This is a genomic window from Streptomyces sp. 3N207 (genome assembly GCF_052246355.1).
Classification (GTDB): Bacteria; Actinomycetota; Actinomycetes; order Streptomycetales; family Streptomycetaceae; genus Streptomyces.
Genome location: NZ_JBQQBV010000002.1, coordinates 266,539 through 283,519, shown reverse-complemented (window position 1 = coordinate 283,519; position 16,981 = coordinate 266,539). Strand labels below are relative to the sequence as shown.

Sequence of the window (16,981 nt, the reverse complement as noted above, 5' to 3'; positions counted from 1 at the left end):
GACCCCCGGCCTTCGGCCGGGAGGTACCCCAGTTGCGGCGGAACAAGTCCGCCGCAACGACCAAGGTGGGTGCTCGCTCCCGCGAGGTTCACTCGCTCGGGGCGACACCGCCCGCACGTTCAGCCGCTTCCTCGGCTTTGTTGTCGAACGTGTCGTTGTCCGCCGCCGAGGTGGAGTCCGACCAGTCGCTCAGCGCTTTGAGCTTCTGCTGGAAGATCTCGGTGGGATCTCCGCCGTCCGCCTCGTTCTGCGCCTCCTGCTGGAGCTGGTCGAGCGACTTGAGGCTGCCGTCCGCGTTGAGAAGCTCCTGCGGGGGCGGCGGCTGCACCGGATAGCCGGACTCGTACAGAATCTGGGTCATGCGGTACTTCTGGATCTGGTCGTAGTTCTGGTACTCCTCGGTCACCCGCTGCTGCTCCGGATTTTCGCCTTCCGCCCAGCTTCCGGCGCCCTTGCCGATGGCGAACTTGACGGCCTTCCAGCCGTAGTTGAGGGCCTCCTGGGCAATGGTGGCCTCCCCCAGGCCGAGGGTGGCTACGTCCTTGAAGAAATTGCGGACCGAGGCCGCCTGCTCGTCCATGTCCTTCCCGGCCGCGAGTTCCGCGTCGTACTGCATCTGGGCCAAGCTGCCGAAGGCTCCGGAGAGCCGGGAGAACTGCTCCGGGTCCTCGCCCCCGCCGGCCACGGCGTCGGCGTCGATCTCCGCCGCTTCCCTGAGGGCCTGATCGCTGAACTGGCCTGCTGCAGTGTCGAAGATGTCTGTGGCCGACTGGTTGTTTGAGAACGTCGTCAGGAAGTTCTTGGTGTCATCCTGACTCAGGTAGAAGGCCGGGGTGATACCCGCAAGGTCGGTCCAGTTGGCAGGCTTGGTCATGCTCGACGGGTGGCCCTCCGCGTCCGTACCGCGGGATCCGGTCGTCAGCTCGTGGATGTAGGAGGCGCCCAGGTTCGCCATGGATGTCTTCATCGACCAGGGGGTCTCGTCCTTCCCTTTGCCGGCCATGTACCTCATGGCGTTGAAGGCGAACTCGGAGGCGGCCATGCTGTGCTGACCCGGCTGCTCGGTCCCCACGCCGGATCCGGCCTCAATGGCCAGGCCCAGTCCGGCGGCGACGTCGTCGCCCGAGCCGTGCGACCAGGCGTAATCGAGGAAGACGTCGTACGTCTTGTCGGAGGCACCCTGGTACATGCCGTTGAGCACGTGGCGGGCGGCGACGCCGTCCTTCCCCAGCAGGTTGAGGGCGAGTGCAAGATTGTCCTCGCTGAGGCCCAACTTGGCGGCGTCCGACATCGAGGTGCCACGCCAGTCCTGGCCGTCCGGGTCCTGGGCGAACTGGTCCAGGGCCAGGTTCTTCGCCGCCGTCTCGATGTACTCGGTGGGGAAGTGCCCGTACTGCATCAGGGCGAGCCGGTCCCAGGCGTCCCCCGGGTACTCCGACGGGCTCAGCATCATCTGCGTGACTTTGTCGAAGCCGGGCGTGGCCAGGTACGCGGCGCTGCTGGCCGTCCCCAGGGTCCGGCTGAAGGTCTCGAGGTCTTCCTGAGCGGTCGTGCTCCCCGACTGGGCCAGCCACGTCGGCAGCGTGGAGAGGCGGTTGTCACCCAGGTTCGCGTAGAACGCGGCCAGCACCTCCGGATCGTCCTGGTAGCGGGCCAGTTCACCGGCGATGGCGTGTATCTCCTCGGCGCCCGAACCGTCGACCTGGTCGATCTGGTTCATCCGGTCGGCCAGCTCCTTGCCCTTGCGCTGGGCGTCCGAGAGCGAGAGGAAGTCGTCCGGCACCTGGACCATCGTGCTGCCGGAATCCGGGTGGTTCTGCTCCATGGCCTGCGCCAGGTCGCAGCGGCGTTTGAGATCGGGCAGATGCTGTTCCACCCAGACCCCGATGGCCACCAGCCGGTTCAGGCCGCTGGTCTCCACGCCGAACTGGAGGAACCGCCGGCTCCAGCCGTTGGCGCCCTGCAGTACGTCGGCGCCGGTCACCAGTGAATCGATCATTTCCTTGAGTCGCCCCGGGTCGATTCCGCTGAACGTTCCGGATCCGGACCCATCTGCCGGCGGAGTGCTCACCGACGTCTCCCCCCTCGTACCCTCGTACGACGCGCTCGGAACAGCCCGTTCACATTGCGTTGCGGTAAGCCCGCGCCCAGCTGAGCGTTACCTGCTTCGGCGTGCTGTTGATCACCGCATCCACCTCGTCCACGATCTCCTGGGCCAGGCTTTGCACCTCGCCCTTGCGGCCCTCGATCTCCGAGGCGAACCCGTCCGCAACCGACCCTTCCCAGACCCCGCCACCGCCCATGTCGGACGCTGCGCGGTCCAGGGTGGTCGCAATGCTTTCCTTCTGGGAGGCCACGCTCTGCCGCAGCTGCGAAAGCTCCGCGTAGAGCGGGCTGTCCACCATTTGCTCGTCGGAGTCCCCGTGCTCACACATCACGCCCCCGTCCTGTTGTGCATCGCCAAAGGTGCCGCCGGGCCCGATGGCCTCGGCGGCACCCTGCGATCCTAGGACGAATCGTCCCGCACAGACGTGCTGTTGCGGGATTGCTACGCACCGCTGAGCACATCGGTGCACTGGCGAAAATACGGGACGATCTCCTCCGTATCCGCGGTGTCACTTGATGGGCACGAACCGCCGCTCGCCGGTTTTCGGGTCGGGAGCGCCGAGATACTGCTGACCGACGACGTGATCCTCCTTCGCCCCCACTGTCCCCTCGAAGCCGAAGGGGATGCCCTCGATCGTCACCTTTGCACCGGCCTTCACCTCGGTGGCCCTGCCCTGGTAGGAGACAGCGCTCACCTGCCCCCGCTGGTGTGCCAGTTTGGTGAAAAGGTCCGCGTCGGGGGGCGGCGGGCCGGCCGGGACACCGGGGTTGATCAGGGCGGAGCCGGGCGGCGTCTGCAACCACTGCCGGGCGGCGGCCTGCTCGTCGGGGGCTGCGCCGATCGGCACGTTGACCGTCACCACGTTGGCGTTGGTGCCCCCTGACTTGTAGGAGCCGGACACCTCTGCGGCCTTGACGTCGAGTTCGCCGCCGAACGATCCGTTGAGCTTCCCCTCCACTGTCCGGATGAGCCGGACTGCGGTGATGTTGGTGTTGGGGTCCGGGTTGTTCTTGTCCCGGACCACCTGGATCGTGCCGTTGAGGACAGTCCCGCTCTCGATCTTCTTTCCGTTGCCCGCGGCGGCCGTGCCCTCCACGACGAAGTCCCGGCTCTCCGTCACCGTGTGGGGCTTGTCGGGGAGGGTGCTGGTGATGGTGGACATGTTGCCGGCGAACTTGGCGTTGACGGTCAGGTTCCCTCCTGCGATCTCGAGGCTCCCCTCCGTCCCCAGCGTGCCCGTCTTGATCTGTGGCTCACCGATCCGCTTCAGAATCTTGTCGATCTCCATCGTGGCGACGCCCATGGGGTTCATGTCGGGCGCCATCTCCTGCTGCCGCAGCATGAATACCTGGTGGATGTCCTGCTGGAGCCGGTCCGCTTCCGCCTTGTCCCTGAACACCCAGGTGTCGCCGATCTCCAGCTTGACCGCACCGCTCAGAGTCAGCGCTCCCCCGTTGTCGACCTTGACCCCGGCCTGCCCGTTGTTGATCATCGTGACGCGGTAGGTGCCGTCGCTCATCTGCTCCGTGCGGAAGGCGAAGCCCTGGCCGATCTCGAAGATGCCCAGCGACAGCTTGACGCCGCCCGTGCTCTCCTCGCTCGACGTCTTGTAGGGCACCACCTTGAAGTAGGCCAGACTCGCCGCCTGCTGCTGGACCTCCGGGGGAAGCCCCTTGAGCGTCTCCAGCACCTCCGGCTTCAGATACAGGTACTGCTCGCGCTGCGCCGGTGTCAGACCCGCCCACCACTTGGCGATCGCGTCCTCGCCCGCGTTCGGCTTCGGTGTGGCATTGAGATCGACCATGGAGTCGAGGAGGGCGCCCGCGTCCAGTTGGGCGCCGAGCGGAGCGGCCTGAGCGACCTGCTCCAGCCGGTCGCACCGGGTACGGATGTCGGCCGCCGTCTGGCGGAGGAACGGATCGACGGAGCCGGGCATCGGCCCGGCGGCAAGCGCCCCCGCCGACATGGAATGCGGAAACAGTTCCACGGGGAAGTCGGTCACGCTGGAGGTTTGCGGCAACGGCAGCGGCGCTCCACCCGGCAGCTGGAGGGTGGTGAGCACCGGGTCGAGTTCCGGGCTGGTGCTCACCCGCTGCGGCGCCACATCGTTGGCTGCCGCCTGCAGGATCTGTGTCAGCTGCCGGTGCATGGGCACCATCGAGCCGGCCACCGTGTCCAGGTGCCCGGCCAGCTCCCGTACCCCCGCCGGATCCAAGCCTTGGAACTGTCCCATCAGCGACCCCCCGTACCGGCCGCGGCTGCCTCCTGGTCGAGCAGATCGGCCTGGTTCTCCCAGGTCTGTGCGCTGGTGCGCAGCCCGTTGGCCATGCTCTCCAGCGAACCCTGGTAGTTGCGCAGCGCTCCTGTGATGCGTTCGGCGTACGGGCCGCTCCACACGCCGTCGGCAGTCGCCTTGGCCACCCCCGAGCTCAGCGTGGAGCCCAGCGAACCGGCGAGGGTGCGGGCCTGTGCTGCGTGCTGCCGAAGGCGCAAGGCCCGAGCCCGCGCCTGCTCCGGTGTCTCCCCCGGTCTCATCGCTCCCAACGTTCCCCCTGGTCCTGATCAGCCACCGTCGAGCGGTATCTCGATCGTAGGACGAACTGTTGGACGCGAGCGCTCTGTTGCATGATTGCTACGCAGAGCAGAGCGCATCAGTGCAATGGCCGACGAGTCTGAACCACGGAACGGACACCGGCCGACCCCGGGGGAGAGCTCATATGGAACTGCGGCTTACTGCCGCCGACGCCGCGGGCGGGCGGCGTGCGGACCTGCTGGTGGATGTCGAGCCCGACGCCGCAGTCGGAACCGTCGCACGGGAGGTCGCCCGGCAGCTGGGCGGCACCGCACCGGACCGCGGCCGACCGGACGGCAGCGCTCCGGGCGGCGACGGTGCGCCAGCCCTCTTCGTCAACGGCTACCCCCTCGATCCCGCCCTCCCGGTGGCCGACTCCCCCGTCCGGGACGGCGCGACGGTCTCCGTGGGAGCGCCCGGCGCATGCCCGCAGCCCGAAGCGCAGGGCCCTGTGGAGGTGCGGGTGGTGGGCGGCCCGGACTCGGGGCGGGTGTACCGGCTGGGGCCGGGCGTCGCCGTCGTCGGCAGTGGGCCGGAGGCGTGGGTGCGGCCGGCGGACAGCACGCTGCCCAGCTCGGCCTGCGAGATCGATGTGGCCGTCGACGGCACGGTGACCGTCACCCCGGCGTTCGGCAGCAGCGTCACGATGGACGGCCACCAGCTGGAGCAGCCCGGAACGTGGCGGCAGCGGGGCGTGGTCGCCGCGGGGCACTCGCTGTTCGAGCTGCGCGAGCCCAGCTTCCCGAACGCCGCGCTCAAGCCCTCGCAGGATGGTACGGGCCTGGATTACAACCGGCCGCCGCGGATCAAGCCCTCAGCGCGTAAGACACAGTTCCAACTGCCGTCCAGGCCCACGCAGTCCGAGAAGCGGCCGCTGCCGTGGGCGGTCGCGCTTGCGCCGCTGCTGGCCGCCATCGCGATGGTGGTGATACTAGGCAGCGCCATCTACATGATCATGGCCGTGCTGACCCCGGTCACGCTCGTCGCCAACCACTTCTACGACCGCCGGCACGGCCGGACGTCGTACCGCCGCAAGCTCCGCGAGTACGAGCAGCACAAGGTCTCCATCGAGTACCAGGCGCTCAAGGCGATGGCCGAGGAGACGGCCGCGCGCCGGCTGGCCTGCCCCGACCCGGCCGAGCTGTACGTCGTCGCCACCGGACCCGGGCAGCGGCTGTGGGAGCGACGGCTGGAGGACGACGACTACGGCGTGCTGCGCGTCGGCACCGGCACGCAGCCCTCCGAGGTGGAGGTGAGCGACCCCAACCAGCAGGAACACCGGCGTACCGAGCCGCGGATGCTGACCGACGTCCCGGTGAGCATCCCGCTGCGGACCCACGGCATCCTCGGCGTGGCGGGCCGCGGCGAGCTGCCCCGCGCCGTCGGACGCTGGCTGGTCGCGCAGGCGTCGGTGCTGCACAGTCCGACGGACCTCAGCATCTGTGTGCTGACCGATCCGTCCGGCCGCGAGAGCTGGGAGTGGGTGCGGTGGCTGCCGCACGCCCGCGGGCGCGAGGGCCGGAGCGCGGTGGCGCTGCTGGGCACCGAGATGGAGAGCGTGGCCCGCCGGATCAGCGAACTGCTGGCGCTGCTGAACGCCCGCCAGGAGGCCGCAGGCGAACGCCGTCCCGGCGCCGACGACCAGTGGCGCGGCCCTTCCGTCCTCGTCGTCCTCGACGGTTCCCGCAGGCTGCGCGCGCTGCCCGGGCTGACCCAACTGCTGCGTGAGGGGCCCCGCTTCGGGATCCACCTGGTGTGTCTGGACGCGGACCGGGGGCTGCTGCCCGAGGAGTGCCGGGCGCTGGTGGAGGAGGACCACTTCGGGCTGTTGCAGGTGTCGCAGTTCGGCGAGAACCCGGTGCAGTCGGTACGGCCGGACTGCGTACCGCCCGCCTGGTGCGAGTCCGTGGCGCGCGCCATGGCGCCGGTCCGCGATGTGAGCGAGAAGGAGTCCGGCGCCCTGCCCGACTCCTGCCGGCTGCTGGACCTGCTGGACCTGGAGCCGCCGTCGGCCGCCGCGATCACGGCGCGCTGGGCGGCGGGCGGCCGGTCGACCGCCGCCGTGGTCGGCGCCTCCTTCGACGGCGCGTTCACCATCGACCTGGTGCGGGACGGACCGCACGGGCTGGTCGCGGGCACCACCGGATCCGGTAAGTCGGAGCTGCTGCAAACGCTGGTGGCGTCGCTGGCGGTGGTCAACCGGCCGGACGCGATGAACTTCGTACTCGTCGACTACAAAGGCGGCGCCGCCTTCAAGGGCTGCGAGCAACTGCCGCACACCGTCGGCATGGTGACGGACCTCGACTCGCACCTGGTGAAGCGGGCGCTGGTCTCGCTCGACGCGGAGGTACGGCGCCGCGAGCGGATCCTGGAGCCGGTCGGCGCCAAGGACATCGAGGCGTACGACCGGGCCGCCCGCCGCGACCCGTCCCTGGCGCCGCTGCCCCGGCTGCTGATCGTCGTCGACGAGTTCGCCTCGATGGCCCGGGAGCTGCCGGACTTCGTCACCGGTCTGGTCAACATCGCCCAGCGGGGCCGCTCCCTGGGCGTCCATCTGATCCTCGCCACCCAGCGGCCCAGCGGTGTGGTCTCGCCGGAGATCCGCGCCAACACCAACCTGCGGATCGCGCTGCGGGTGACCGACAACTCCGAGAGCCAGGACGTCATCGACGCGCCCGACTCCGCGTACATCTCCAAGAGCACTCCGGGGCGGGCGCTGGTGCGGCTGGGCGCCTCCTCGCTGCTGCCGTTCCAGTCGGGCCGCGTCGGCGGGCGCAGGCCGCAGACCGCCGCGGAACAGACCAGCGAGCCCTGGGCCGTGCCGGTCGCCTGGCCGGACCTGGGCCTTCCGGCGCCCACCCGGCCCAGGCCGTCCAGCCGCCCGGACGACGATCCGCTGACGGACCTGGCGCTGCTGGTCGAGGCCGTGGGCGAGAGTGCCGTGGCGCTGAAGTGCGAGGAGCCGTACCGGCCTTGGCTGGAGCCGCTGTCCGACCTGGTGACGGTGGCCGAGGTGCCCCGCCCGGCGGCCGACCGCCGCAGCGATGTGCCGCCCGCGGTGTTCGGCGTCACCGACGTACCGGCGCGGCAGGCGCGCGAGGCGCTGACCCTGGATCTGGTGGACGGCGACCATCTGCTGCTGGTCGGCGGGCCGCGCTCGGGCCGTTCGACAGCCCTGCGCACGATCGCCGCCTCGCTGGCCGACATCGCCTCCCCGGCCGATGTGCACCTGTACGGCGTGGACTGCGGCTCCAACGCGCTGGTGCCGCTCTCCGTTCTGCCGCACTGCGGCGCAGTCGTCACCCGGGACCAGCCCGACCGGCTCACCCGGCTGCTGGCCCGGCTTCAGACGGAGATCGCCCGCCGCCAGCAGATCCTGGCGCGGGCAGGCGCGGCCAACGTCGCCGAACAGCGCGCATCCGCCGTCTCCCCCGAGGAGCGGCTGCCGTGGCTGGTGCTGCTGCTGGACGGCTGGGAGAGCTACACCGCCGCTTTCGAGTCGTACGACTACGGCAAGCTCATCGACGCCATGACCCAGCTGTTCCGCGAGGGGCCCTCCGTCGGTCTGCGGGTGGTGATGACCGCGGGACGCAACGGCCTGTCGGGCGTCGTCTCCTCCTCCTTCGGCGACCGGCTCATCCTGCGGCTGGCCGACCCCAACGACTACACCACGGCCGGCTTGACGCCCCGGGAGGTGCCCTCCCACCTCCCGCCGGGCCGCACTCTGCAGCCCGGTGACGACGGGGTGCTGGAGAGCCAGATCGCGCTGCTGGACCCGGACCCCTCCGGCCAGGCGCAGGTGAGTGCCATCCGGCGCATCGCCGAGCGTGCCGCCACCACGCACGGCCGCCCGCCACGCGGCCTGCGCCCCATGCGGGTGGACGCCCTTCCGGGGCGCGCCACCACGGGCGAGGCACTGGCGCTGGACCCGGAGTTCGCCCCGCCGTCCCCGCTGTGGGCGCTGGTGGGCGTGGGCGGCGACGAGCTCGGCCCGCTCGGTGTCGACCTGTCCCAGCACGGCCCCGGCTTCGTCATCGCGGGCCCGCCCAAGTCGGGCCGCTCCACCTCGGTGTGCGCTGCGGCACGGTCGCTGCTGCGCGCGGGCCTGCCCCTCGTCGTCGTCACCCCCAAACGCACGCCGCTGCGCGAGCTGGAGAACGAGCCGGGGGTACTGGGCGTGATACGGGAGACGACGGACGCGGCGCCGCTGCAGGAGTTGCTGGAGCGGGCCGCCGAGGGCGGCCGGTACGCGGTGGTCGTCGACGACGCCGAACTGGTCTACGACACGCCGCTGGACTCCGTGCTGGAGGCTGTGGTGCGCAGCGGCGTGGACGGCGGCCACGGGCTGGTGGCTGCCGGTACCACCGACTCGCTGACCTCGCAGTACCGCGGCTTCGTCAGGGAATCCCGGCGCGCCCGCAGCGGGCTGCTGCTCTCGCCGCAGAACAACTCGGAGGGCGAACTGTTCAACATCCGGCTTCCCCGCGCCGCCGCCTCCGGCGTGGCGGGACGCGGGCTGCTGGTGCTCAGCGGGGAGATGCTGCCGGTGCAGGCCGTCACGGACGTCTGAGCGCCGGGTGCCGGCACCCGCACGCCGCCGGGGGCCGGCACCGCACACACAGACGGGCCGCAGCCGACAGCGGCTGCGGCCCTTCCGTGCTGGATCGGTCAGGAGCGGATCAGTTGGTGGCCTGGTCGATGTTGTCCGCGTTGGTCCGAGCGGCGCTTCCCGCGTCCTGCAGCGTCTGCACGAACCTGTCGAAGGTCGGCTTCAGCCCCTCCCACTCGGTACGGAACTGGTCCGCCTTGCCGCCCTTCCAGTAGCCGCCGCTGTTGTTGCAGGCGCTCTGGAGGCTGGTGATAAGCCCCTGAAGCGTGGTGGCGTCACCGTCGAACTTGCCCGCCAGATCCCGCAGCTGCTGCAGATCAGCACCGTTCATTCCCATAAGGAACCCTCCCCGTATTCCGGCTTTGACACGTCTTGCAGCACGGTAACGCACTCCGCGGTGAACCGGGTACGGATCGTGTCACAGACCGTCAACGCCCTTGTCGCGCCCGGCAGAAGCCGGGTCCGGCCCGGCCTGTGCTTGCCGTCAACGCCGGGCCGGGCCGTTGGGGCCCCGTGGCTCGGTCGAGGCCACCCGCGTAGCGGCGCGCATCGTCCATCTCGCCGCGATCAGGCCGCTCTGGATGATCGGCCCGACGTCCCCCTTGATGGTGACGACGCTCACCGTGCTCCCTCAGTTACAGAGAGTGCTCGAATGGCCAATCCGTTCAGGTGTGATATAAATCACACTGTATGGGGTGATTTATCCCGATTGTTGGTCACTCGGGGTAGGTGGTGGACGGTTTCCGCCGTTCGCCGCAGGCGCTCCTAGGAAGGAGGACGACCATGGCAGTGCCTACTACCGGCAGCACCATCGAGCACCACCCGGATCTCGTGGAGATGCGCGCCCGGTACGAGAAGGCCGGATCCACTCCGGTCGCACAGCTCGTCGAGGGGCTGACCTTCCTCACCGGTCTCTACATCGCGATCTCTCCGTGGGTGGTCGGGTTCAACGGATCGACCACTCTGACGGTGAGCAACCTCATCGTGGGGCTGGCGTTCGCGGTGCTCGCCCTCGGGTTCGGTTCCGCTTACGAGCGGACACATCTGCTGGGTTGGACAGCGCCGCTGCTCGGAGTCTGGGTGATCATCTCGCAGTGGGTGATCAACGGGGCTCCGGATACGGCGCAGATCGTGGTCAACAATGTGGTCGCGGGAGGTGTGGCAGCCGTCTGCGGATTCGCGATCATGGGGTTGGCGCTCATGGGCAAGCGGAAGACGACAGAACGGCGTACAGCGCCTGTGACGCGCGAACGGGAGACGTGAGCACAAGACACCGAATGAAGCCATGACGCGCGGGATCCGACGCGCGTACGGACGGGCGGAGCGGTCTGACGAGCGACCGCACCGCCCGTTCTCCGTTTCCCATGACTTCCCGGCCCCGGCTCCCGGCCCGGACCGTTCCCCTCCCCCCGACCGGCTCCGGTTCCGGTTGGTTCCGGCTCCGGCCTTCCGGCCGCCGCCGGATGGCTGCCAGGGGGTGCGGCCCGGGGCGGACTGGGATTGGCTGGGGTGATGAGGGGCCGCAGCCGGCATGCGGGTGGAGGGCCGCGGCTCGGCGACACGGCACACGGGCAGTCAAGGAGGCGTCCGACGGGCCATGGGCATGGGCACGGCGCAGCGGATCGACGCCTTTCAGCAGCGGCACCGCTGGGCGGGTCTGCCCCTCGCCGTCGTCTACAAGATCTTCGACGACCAGGCCCTCTATCTGGTCGCCTTGCTCACGTACTACACCTTCCTGTCGATCTTCCCCATGCTGCTGCTGTTCGTCTCGGGGCTCGGCTTCTTCCTCGAGGACAACCCGGAGCTCCAGCGGCGGTTGCTGAACTCGGTGCTCGGCGAGTTCCCGGTGCTCGGTGACCAGCTGCGGGGCCGTATCCATGCGTTCCGCAGCAACGGCATCGCGCTTGCTGTCGGTGTCGCCGGAAGCCTCTACGGCAGTCTGGGAGCCGCGCAGGCCGCGCAGTACGGCCTCAACAAGATGTGGGCGGTACCCCGGTACAAGCGGCACGATCCCTTCAAGTCACGGATGAAGGGGATGCTGTTCCTGATGACGGTGGCGTGCGGGCTGTCCGTGACGCTGCTGCTGTCGCTCGCGACCTCGGAGTCCCGGGCGTTCGGCACCGACCTGGGCACCGGGCTGCGGGCGACGATCGCGCTGGTGGCGGTGGCCGTCAACGCCGGGCTGCTGCTGGCCACCTACACCTTCCTCACCCACCATCAGGTGGCTCTGCGACGGCTGTGGGCCGAGTCCGTCGGCGGTGCCTGCGCATGGCAGCTGCTGCAATGGGCCGGCGGGTACTACGCCACCAACGTGCTGCGTGGGGCGAGCTCGACGTACGGGATGTTCGGCATCGTGCTCGGTCTGCTCGGCTGGATCTATCTCGGCGCGCTGATCTTCGTGGTGGCGGCCGAGGTGAGCGTGGTGCGTGCCCACCGGCTCTGGCCCCGCAGCCTGCTGACGCCGTTCACCGACCGGGTGTGGCTGAACTGGGCCGACCGGAAAGCGTACGCCTCCTATGCCACCACCGAGACGTTCAAGGGCTTCGAGACCGTCAGCGTGGACTTCCACCAGCGGCCACCCCCGGGCGCCCCGCCCGCCGAGGACCCGCCACCCGATCCGCCGCCCGATCCCCCGTCCGATTCCACGTCCGATTCCTCGTCCGATGCGCCGCCCGATTCCACCTCCGGTGAGGAGCCGTCGCCCCGCAGGCCGGGCCCGGGCTGAGGCTAAGGCTGGGCTTCGCCTCGGTGGTCGGGTTCCTCCTCCACCTTGCCGCGGCCGGTGAACGCGTCGCGGGCGCGGTCGACGAGGCCGACGCCCGGGGCCAGGGCCTTGAGGGCATGGGGCTCGTGGGGGCTCGCGCGGTGCGGGCGGGTGGGAGCGGTCTTCTTGGCGTGCCGGACCTTGCCGCCGAGGTCGGAGAGCTCCGGGGGTGGCAGCACCTCCTTGAGCCGCGGGAAGAGGTTGTCCTCCTCGTCCCGCACATGGATACGGACCTCCTGGATCAGGCTGGTCAGGATGTGGTCGAAGGCCGGGTCCTCGCCGCCCAGCCCCTCCAGGTCCCTCATCAGCCGCTCGACGCCCTTGTGGTCCTCCAGCTCCCTGTCCGCGAGAGCCTCTCCGCCGACCACATGGGAGCGTACGGCCGGGTACAGATACTCCTCTTCCGCCACGGAGTGCCGCACCAGTTCGATCACGGCCCGCTCGGCATACTGCTTGCGCGCCTCGTGTCCGGGCGGCAGCGCCTCGATCTTGGCGAAGAGCTCCTCCACCTCACGGTGGTCGGCGGTGAGTTCTTCGATGACCGTTCCACCGTGTGTCATGGCATCTCCTCCCGCGGGCCGCTGTTCCGGGGCTCCTCGGGTCCCCGCGGGGCGTACCCGGCTAACCTCCGCGGTCCGACCGTGTACGGAGAGGCAGAGAACGTTTCGGCGGCGTCTTCCAAGGAACCCAGTGGCGCGTGTGGCTCCTGAGACCGCCAGGGGTGTACGCCCCGCAAGGCGATTCCGAACTGCTGCTCGAAGCCCTCCACGACGCGGCCGTACCGCGCGGTACGCGGATGCTGGACGTCTGCACCGGCACCGGCGTGGTCGCGCTGGCGGGCGCGCGGCTGGGCGCCGCCGAGGTGCACGCCGTGGATATCTCAGCCCGGGCCGCGCTGGCGGCCGCCTGGAACGCCCGGCTGCGGAAGCTGCCCGTACGGGCGCACCGCGGGGACTTCTTGGCTCACGCTGCGGGCCGCTTCGACATCGTGACCGCCAACCCTCCGTACGTACCGCACGCGGAACCGGACAGGCACGCCGGGCGCCGGGCGCGTGCCTGGAACGCCGGACAGGACGGACGCAAAGTGCTGGACCGGCTGTGCCGGGCCGCACCGCAGTTGCTCGCCGTGCACGGTGTACTGCTGGTGGTGCACTCCGCGCTGTGCGGTCCGCAGCGGACGCTGGACATGCTGCACCAGGGCGGGCTGAAGGCAGCGGTGACCGCACGCCGTATCCAGCCGTTCGGCCCGCTGCTTCGGGAACGGGCGCACTGGCTGGAGCAACAGCAACTGATCGCCCCTGGACAGCGACACGAGGAACTGGTGGTCATCCGTGCCGACCTCACCCGGTGAGCAGGACGAGCCACGCCGCGACCGACGGCGTGTGACTCTGGAGCAGGGCGGACCGGTGCTGGTGGAGGGCCCCGTGGAGGTCCGGCTCGACGACGGGCGTACGGTCGTCTCCGACCGTTTCATGACGGCGCTGTGCACCTGCCGCCGCAGCCGCACCTACCCCTGGTGCGACACCAGCCACCGCCGCCGCTCCCGCTCCCCCTCCCGGGACAGGGACGTCACCTCCCGGACCGGTGACGCTCAGGGAGGTGGCGACCCCACCGCGTAGTCGATCGATGGGTGCCGCCCACCCCCGCGGCTCAGGGCAGCGGTATGCCGCCGGTGGCGTTGAGGATCTCCGCAGTCACGTAGTTGGCGTCCTCGGAAGCGAGGAAGACATAGCCCGGCGCCATCTCGGCGGGCTGCGCGGGCCGTTGCAGCAGGCTCTTGGCGCCGAACTCGGAGGTGTCGGGGAGCGTCGAGGGGATCAGCGGCGTCCACACCGGGCCGGGCGCGACGGCGTTGACGCGGATGCCGCGCTCGGCCAGATTCTGCGCGAGGCCCTGGGTGAAGGTGACGATGGCGCCCTTGGTCATGGCGTAGTCGAGCAGATACGGCTTGGGCTGATACGCCTGTACCGAGGTGCTGTTGATGATGCAGCCGCCCTGCGGGATGTGCGCGAGCGCCATCTTGGTGATCCAGAACATGCCGTAGAGATTGGTGCGCACCACACGGTCGAACTGCTCGGTGCTGATGTCGTCGATACCGGCGGACTGCGCCATCTGGAAGGCCGCGTTGTTGACGAGTACGTCGATCCCGCCCAACTCCCGCACCGCGCGCTCGACCAGCCGGCGGCACTCGGCTTCCTGGCGGATGTCGCAGGCCACGGGAACGGCGCGGCGGCCCGCCTCCTCCACCAGCCGGGTCGTCTCCTGGGCCTCGTTCTCCTCCTCGGGCAGATGGCCGAAGGCGACGTCGGCCCCCTCGCGGGCGTAGGCGAGCGCGACGGCGCGTCCGATGCCCGAGTCCCCGCCGGTGATCAGGGTGCGCCGGCCGGTCAGCCGGCCGCTGCCCCGGTAGCTGCGCTCGCCGTGGTCGGGGCGCGGCTCCATGGCCTCGGTGTCACCAGGATGGGTCTGCTCCTGCTGCGGAAACTCCGGCTTGGGGTGCTTGTCGGCGGGATGCCCACCGGTCGGCGGGGTGCCGTTGTCTGCTGCGCTCATGTTTCCTCCTCTGTCTTCGGTTCGCGGTCGGTCGGCACCCGTCCGCCCTTTCCGGGAGGGGCGGGCGGGTCGGGAGGTGGTTCCGGGCCCGGCCGCCGGATGGTCAGCCCGCGGATGCGCCCGCCGGGAAGCGGTCCCAGGCCCGGTGCTCCGTCAGCAGCTCGGTGACCCGGCTGAACACGGAACGCGGGTCGTCGGCCACCACGACGCCGGCCGCGTCCTGCGGGCACCCGGCCGCGGCAAGCACGTCGGCGCCGGCTCCCCACGCGCCCAGTGCCTTGGCGTGCCGGAACGCCTCGGAGACCAGCAGCAGGACGCGCGGGTCGATGCCGCCGCTGCCGGTGTGCAGGCCCGCCTTGGCGTCGCGGGCCCCGTGGGCGTCACCGCCGATGCCGGGTGCTGCGGCGAGCAGTACGGCGTCGAACTCGATGGAGCGGGCGCCTGCGAAGGTCCGCTGGACGACGACGGGCCCGCCGGCGCCCGCGAGTTCACCGCCGTGCGGGGCGATGACGAGTGGCACCATTCCCCCGTCGTGGATGGTGGTGCGCAGCGTGGACAGCGCCGCCAGGTCGCTGTTCTCGTCGGCGACGATGCCGACGACCCGGCCGTCGGTGGGCCAGCTGCGGCCGACTTGGGACAGCGCCGGGCTGGGGGTCACGTCGGGGAGCGGGCCGGAGGGCTCGGGGGCCGGGAGGCCGAGCCCGGCCGCCACCGAGGCGCACAGCTCCGGGTCGATGTCGGCGAGCACCCGCAGCTGGCGCTCCTTGATGGACTGCTCGTAACACTTGCTCAGCTCGAAGGTGTACGCGGCGATGACGTGCTCCCGCTCGACCGGGCTGAGGCTGAGGTAGAAGCGCCGCGGGTGGCTGGTGTGGTCGCTGAAGGACGCGGGGGCCGCCCGCACCTTGGACGCCTGCGGGACGGTGACCGGGCTCTCCACGTAAGCCCCCTCCCCGGCGCCGGCCAGGAACGGGCAGCCGCCGTCCAGCGAGTTGGGGCGGAAGGGCGCCACGCCGCTGTGCACCGCGGTCTGGTGCATACCGTCCCGTGTCATGTCGTTGATCGGTGCGTGCGGCCGGTTGATGGGCGCCTGCGCGAAGTTGGGACCGCCCAGCCGGGTGATCTGGGTGTCGAGGTACGAGAAGAGCCGGCCGGCCAGCAGCGGGTCGTCGGTGATGTCGATGCCGGGCACCAGATGGCCGGGGTGGAAGGCGACCTGCTCGGTCTCGGCGAAGAAGTTGGAGGGGTTGGCGGTGAGCGTCATCAGCCCGAGGGGCTGCACCGGTGCCCACTCCTCGGGCACGATCTTGGTCGGGTCGAGCAGGTCGATGCCCTCGAACGTCTGATCGGGGGTGTCGGGGAAGGTCTGGATGCCCAGCTCCCACTCGGGAAAGGCGCCCGCCTCGATGGCGTCGGCCAGGTCACGGCGGTGGAAGTCCGGGTCCATGCCGCCGGTGATCTGCGCTTCCTCCCAGGTCATCGAGTGCACACCGAGCCTGGGCTTCCAGTGGAACTTCACCAGGGTGGTGCCGCCCTGCTCGTCGACGAGCCGGAAGGTGTGCACGCCGAAGCCCTCCATCATCCGGAACGAGCGCGGGATGGCCCGGTCGGACATGGCCCAGATGGTGTGGTGGGTGGCCTCGGTGTGCAGCGAGACGAAGTCCCAGAAGGTGTCATGCGCGCTCTGCGCCTGCGGGATCTCCCGGTCCGGATGCGGCTTGCCTGCGTGGATGACGTCGGGGAACTTGATGGCGTCCTGGATGAAGAAGACCGGGATGTTGTTCCCCACGAGGTCGAAGGTGCCCTGCGCGGTGTAGAACTTCGTGGCGAAGCCTCGGGTGTCGCGCACCGTGTCGGCGGAGCCGCGGGAGCCGAGCACGGTGGAGAAGCGTACGAAGACAGGGGTCTCGACGTCCTTGCCGAGGAAGGCCGCCTTGCAGATCTTCGAGCCGGTGCCGTAGCCGCGGAAGACGCCGTGCGCCGCGGCGCCCCTTGCGTGCACCACCCGCTCCGGGATCCGTTCGTGGTCGAAGTGGGTGATCTTCTCCCGCAGATGGTGGTCCTGAAGCAGTACGGGCCCGCGCTCACCGGCCTTGAGGGAGTGGTCGGTGTCGTACAGCCGCAGGCCCTGCGCCGTCGTGAGCCGGCCGCCCGTCTGGGCCCGTACCGCCGGGTCCACTCCCCCGGCCTCCGGCCGGGAGGTACCCCCGATGTGCTCGCCGGTCGCGGAGTACACCTCGGGGCCCGACTGGTCCTGTTTGGGCGGCAGCGGCTCGCGCGGGGTGGTCGGCTCCTCCACGGGGGGTGCTTCGGGTGCTGGACGTCCGGGGATGAACGGCTCCCCGTTCCGGTTCTCGTGGGTCGGGCCGGCCATGG

General features: G+C 70.2%; 14 protein-coding genes. 5 read left to right on the top strand and 9 right to left on the bottom strand.

All coding sequences use genetic code 11. The features are described from left to right. Positions 1-88 precede the first annotated feature (88 nt). The 4 genes from ACTWP9_RS04060 to ACTWP9_RS04045 form a co-directional block, all read right to left on the bottom strand. Positions 89-1,999: a hypothetical protein gene (locus tag ACTWP9_RS04060; protein WP_443244549.1), complete on the bottom strand. Its 1,911-nt coding sequence runs from the start codon at positions 1,997-1,999 to the stop codon at positions 89-91. Between the two features lie 121 nt (positions 2,000-2,120). Continuing rightward, complete coding sequence (locus ACTWP9_RS04055; protein ID WP_443244548.1) at positions 2,121-2,435, bottom strand: hypothetical protein; 315 nt, start codon at positions 2,433-2,435, stop codon at positions 2,121-2,123. 180 nt (positions 2,436-2,615) lie between these two features. Then, complete coding sequence (locus ACTWP9_RS04050) at positions 2,616-4,340, bottom strand: hypothetical protein (protein WP_443244547.1); 1,725 nt, start codon at positions 4,338-4,340, stop codon at positions 2,616-2,618. Continuing rightward, entirely contained in the window at positions 4,340-4,642 is a 303-nt protein-coding gene (locus ACTWP9_RS04045) for a hypothetical protein (protein ID WP_443244546.1), read from the bottom strand. The genes ACTWP9_RS04050 and ACTWP9_RS04045 overlap by 1 nt, the downstream gene beginning before the upstream one ends. A gap of 182 nt (positions 4,643-4,824) precedes the next feature. Here ACTWP9_RS04045 and ACTWP9_RS04040 point away from each other — a divergent pair, with 182 nt between their 5' ends. Next, positions 4,825-9,249 carry an FtsK/SpoIIIE domain-containing protein gene (locus ACTWP9_RS04040; RefSeq protein WP_443244545.1) on the top strand — a complete coding sequence of 1,475 codons (4,425 nt, stop codon included), beginning with the start codon at positions 4,825-4,827 and terminating at the stop codon, positions 9,247-9,249. A gap of 109 nt (positions 9,250-9,358) precedes the next feature. Here ACTWP9_RS04040 and ACTWP9_RS04035 read toward each other — a convergent pair whose 3' ends face one another. Together ACTWP9_RS04035 and ACTWP9_RS04030 are read right to left on the bottom strand one after the other, a co-directional pair. Continuing rightward, positions 9,359-9,619, bottom strand: a complete 261-nt coding sequence (locus tag ACTWP9_RS04035) for a WXG100 family type VII secretion target (RefSeq protein WP_443244544.1) — start codon at positions 9,617-9,619, stop codon at positions 9,359-9,361. A gap of 153 nt (positions 9,620-9,772) precedes the next feature. After that, positions 9,773-9,910 (bottom strand): hypothetical protein, encoded by a 138-nt coding sequence (locus tag ACTWP9_RS04030; RefSeq protein WP_443244543.1) that lies wholly within the window; start codon positions 9,908-9,910, stop codon positions 9,773-9,775. Positions 9,911-10,071: 161 nt separating this feature from the next. On the opposite strand from ACTWP9_RS04030, the gene ACTWP9_RS04025 reads away from it, so the two are divergent. After that, a complete protein-coding gene (locus ACTWP9_RS04025) occupies positions 10,072-10,551 on the top strand; it encodes an SPW repeat protein (protein WP_443244542.1) in 480 nt (159 codons plus the stop codon). A gap of 334 nt (positions 10,552-10,885) precedes the next feature. After that, complete coding sequence (locus ACTWP9_RS04020) at positions 10,886-12,013, top strand: YihY/virulence factor BrkB family protein (protein WP_443244541.1); 1,128 nt, start codon at positions 10,886-10,888, stop codon at positions 12,011-12,013. A gap of 2 nt (positions 12,014-12,015) precedes the next feature. Here the strand turns inward: ACTWP9_RS04020 and ACTWP9_RS04015 are convergent, their stop codons facing one another. Next, a complete protein-coding gene (locus ACTWP9_RS04015) occupies positions 12,016-12,612 on the bottom strand; it encodes a hemerythrin domain-containing protein (protein ID WP_443244540.1) in 597 nt (198 codons plus the stop codon). Positions 12,613-12,749: 137 nt separating this feature from the next. On the opposite strand from ACTWP9_RS04015, the gene ACTWP9_RS04010 reads away from it, so the two are divergent. Beyond that, positions 12,750-13,403, top strand: coding sequence for a HemK2/MTQ2 family protein methyltransferase (locus ACTWP9_RS04010; protein ID WP_443244539.1), 654 nt, complete (start codon positions 12,750-12,752; stop codon positions 13,401-13,403). Further along, positions 13,384-13,671: a CDGSH iron-sulfur domain-containing protein gene (locus ACTWP9_RS04005; protein WP_443244538.1), complete on the top strand. Its 288-nt coding sequence runs from the start codon at positions 13,384-13,386 to the stop codon at positions 13,669-13,671. Before ACTWP9_RS04010 ends, ACTWP9_RS04005 begins: the two co-directional genes overlap by 20 nt. Before the next feature lie 31 nt (positions 13,672-13,702). On the opposite strand, the gene ACTWP9_RS04000 is transcribed toward ACTWP9_RS04005, so the two are convergent. After that, positions 13,703-14,605 carry an SDR family oxidoreductase gene (locus ACTWP9_RS04000; protein WP_443244537.1) on the bottom strand — a complete coding sequence of 301 codons (903 nt, stop codon included), beginning with the start codon at positions 14,603-14,605 and terminating at the stop codon, positions 13,703-13,705. A gap of 103 nt (positions 14,606-14,708) precedes the next feature. Further along, entirely contained in the window at positions 14,709-16,979 is a 2,271-nt protein-coding gene (locus ACTWP9_RS03995) for a catalase (RefSeq protein WP_443244536.1), read from the bottom strand. Positions 16,980-16,981: the final 2 nt, after the last annotated feature.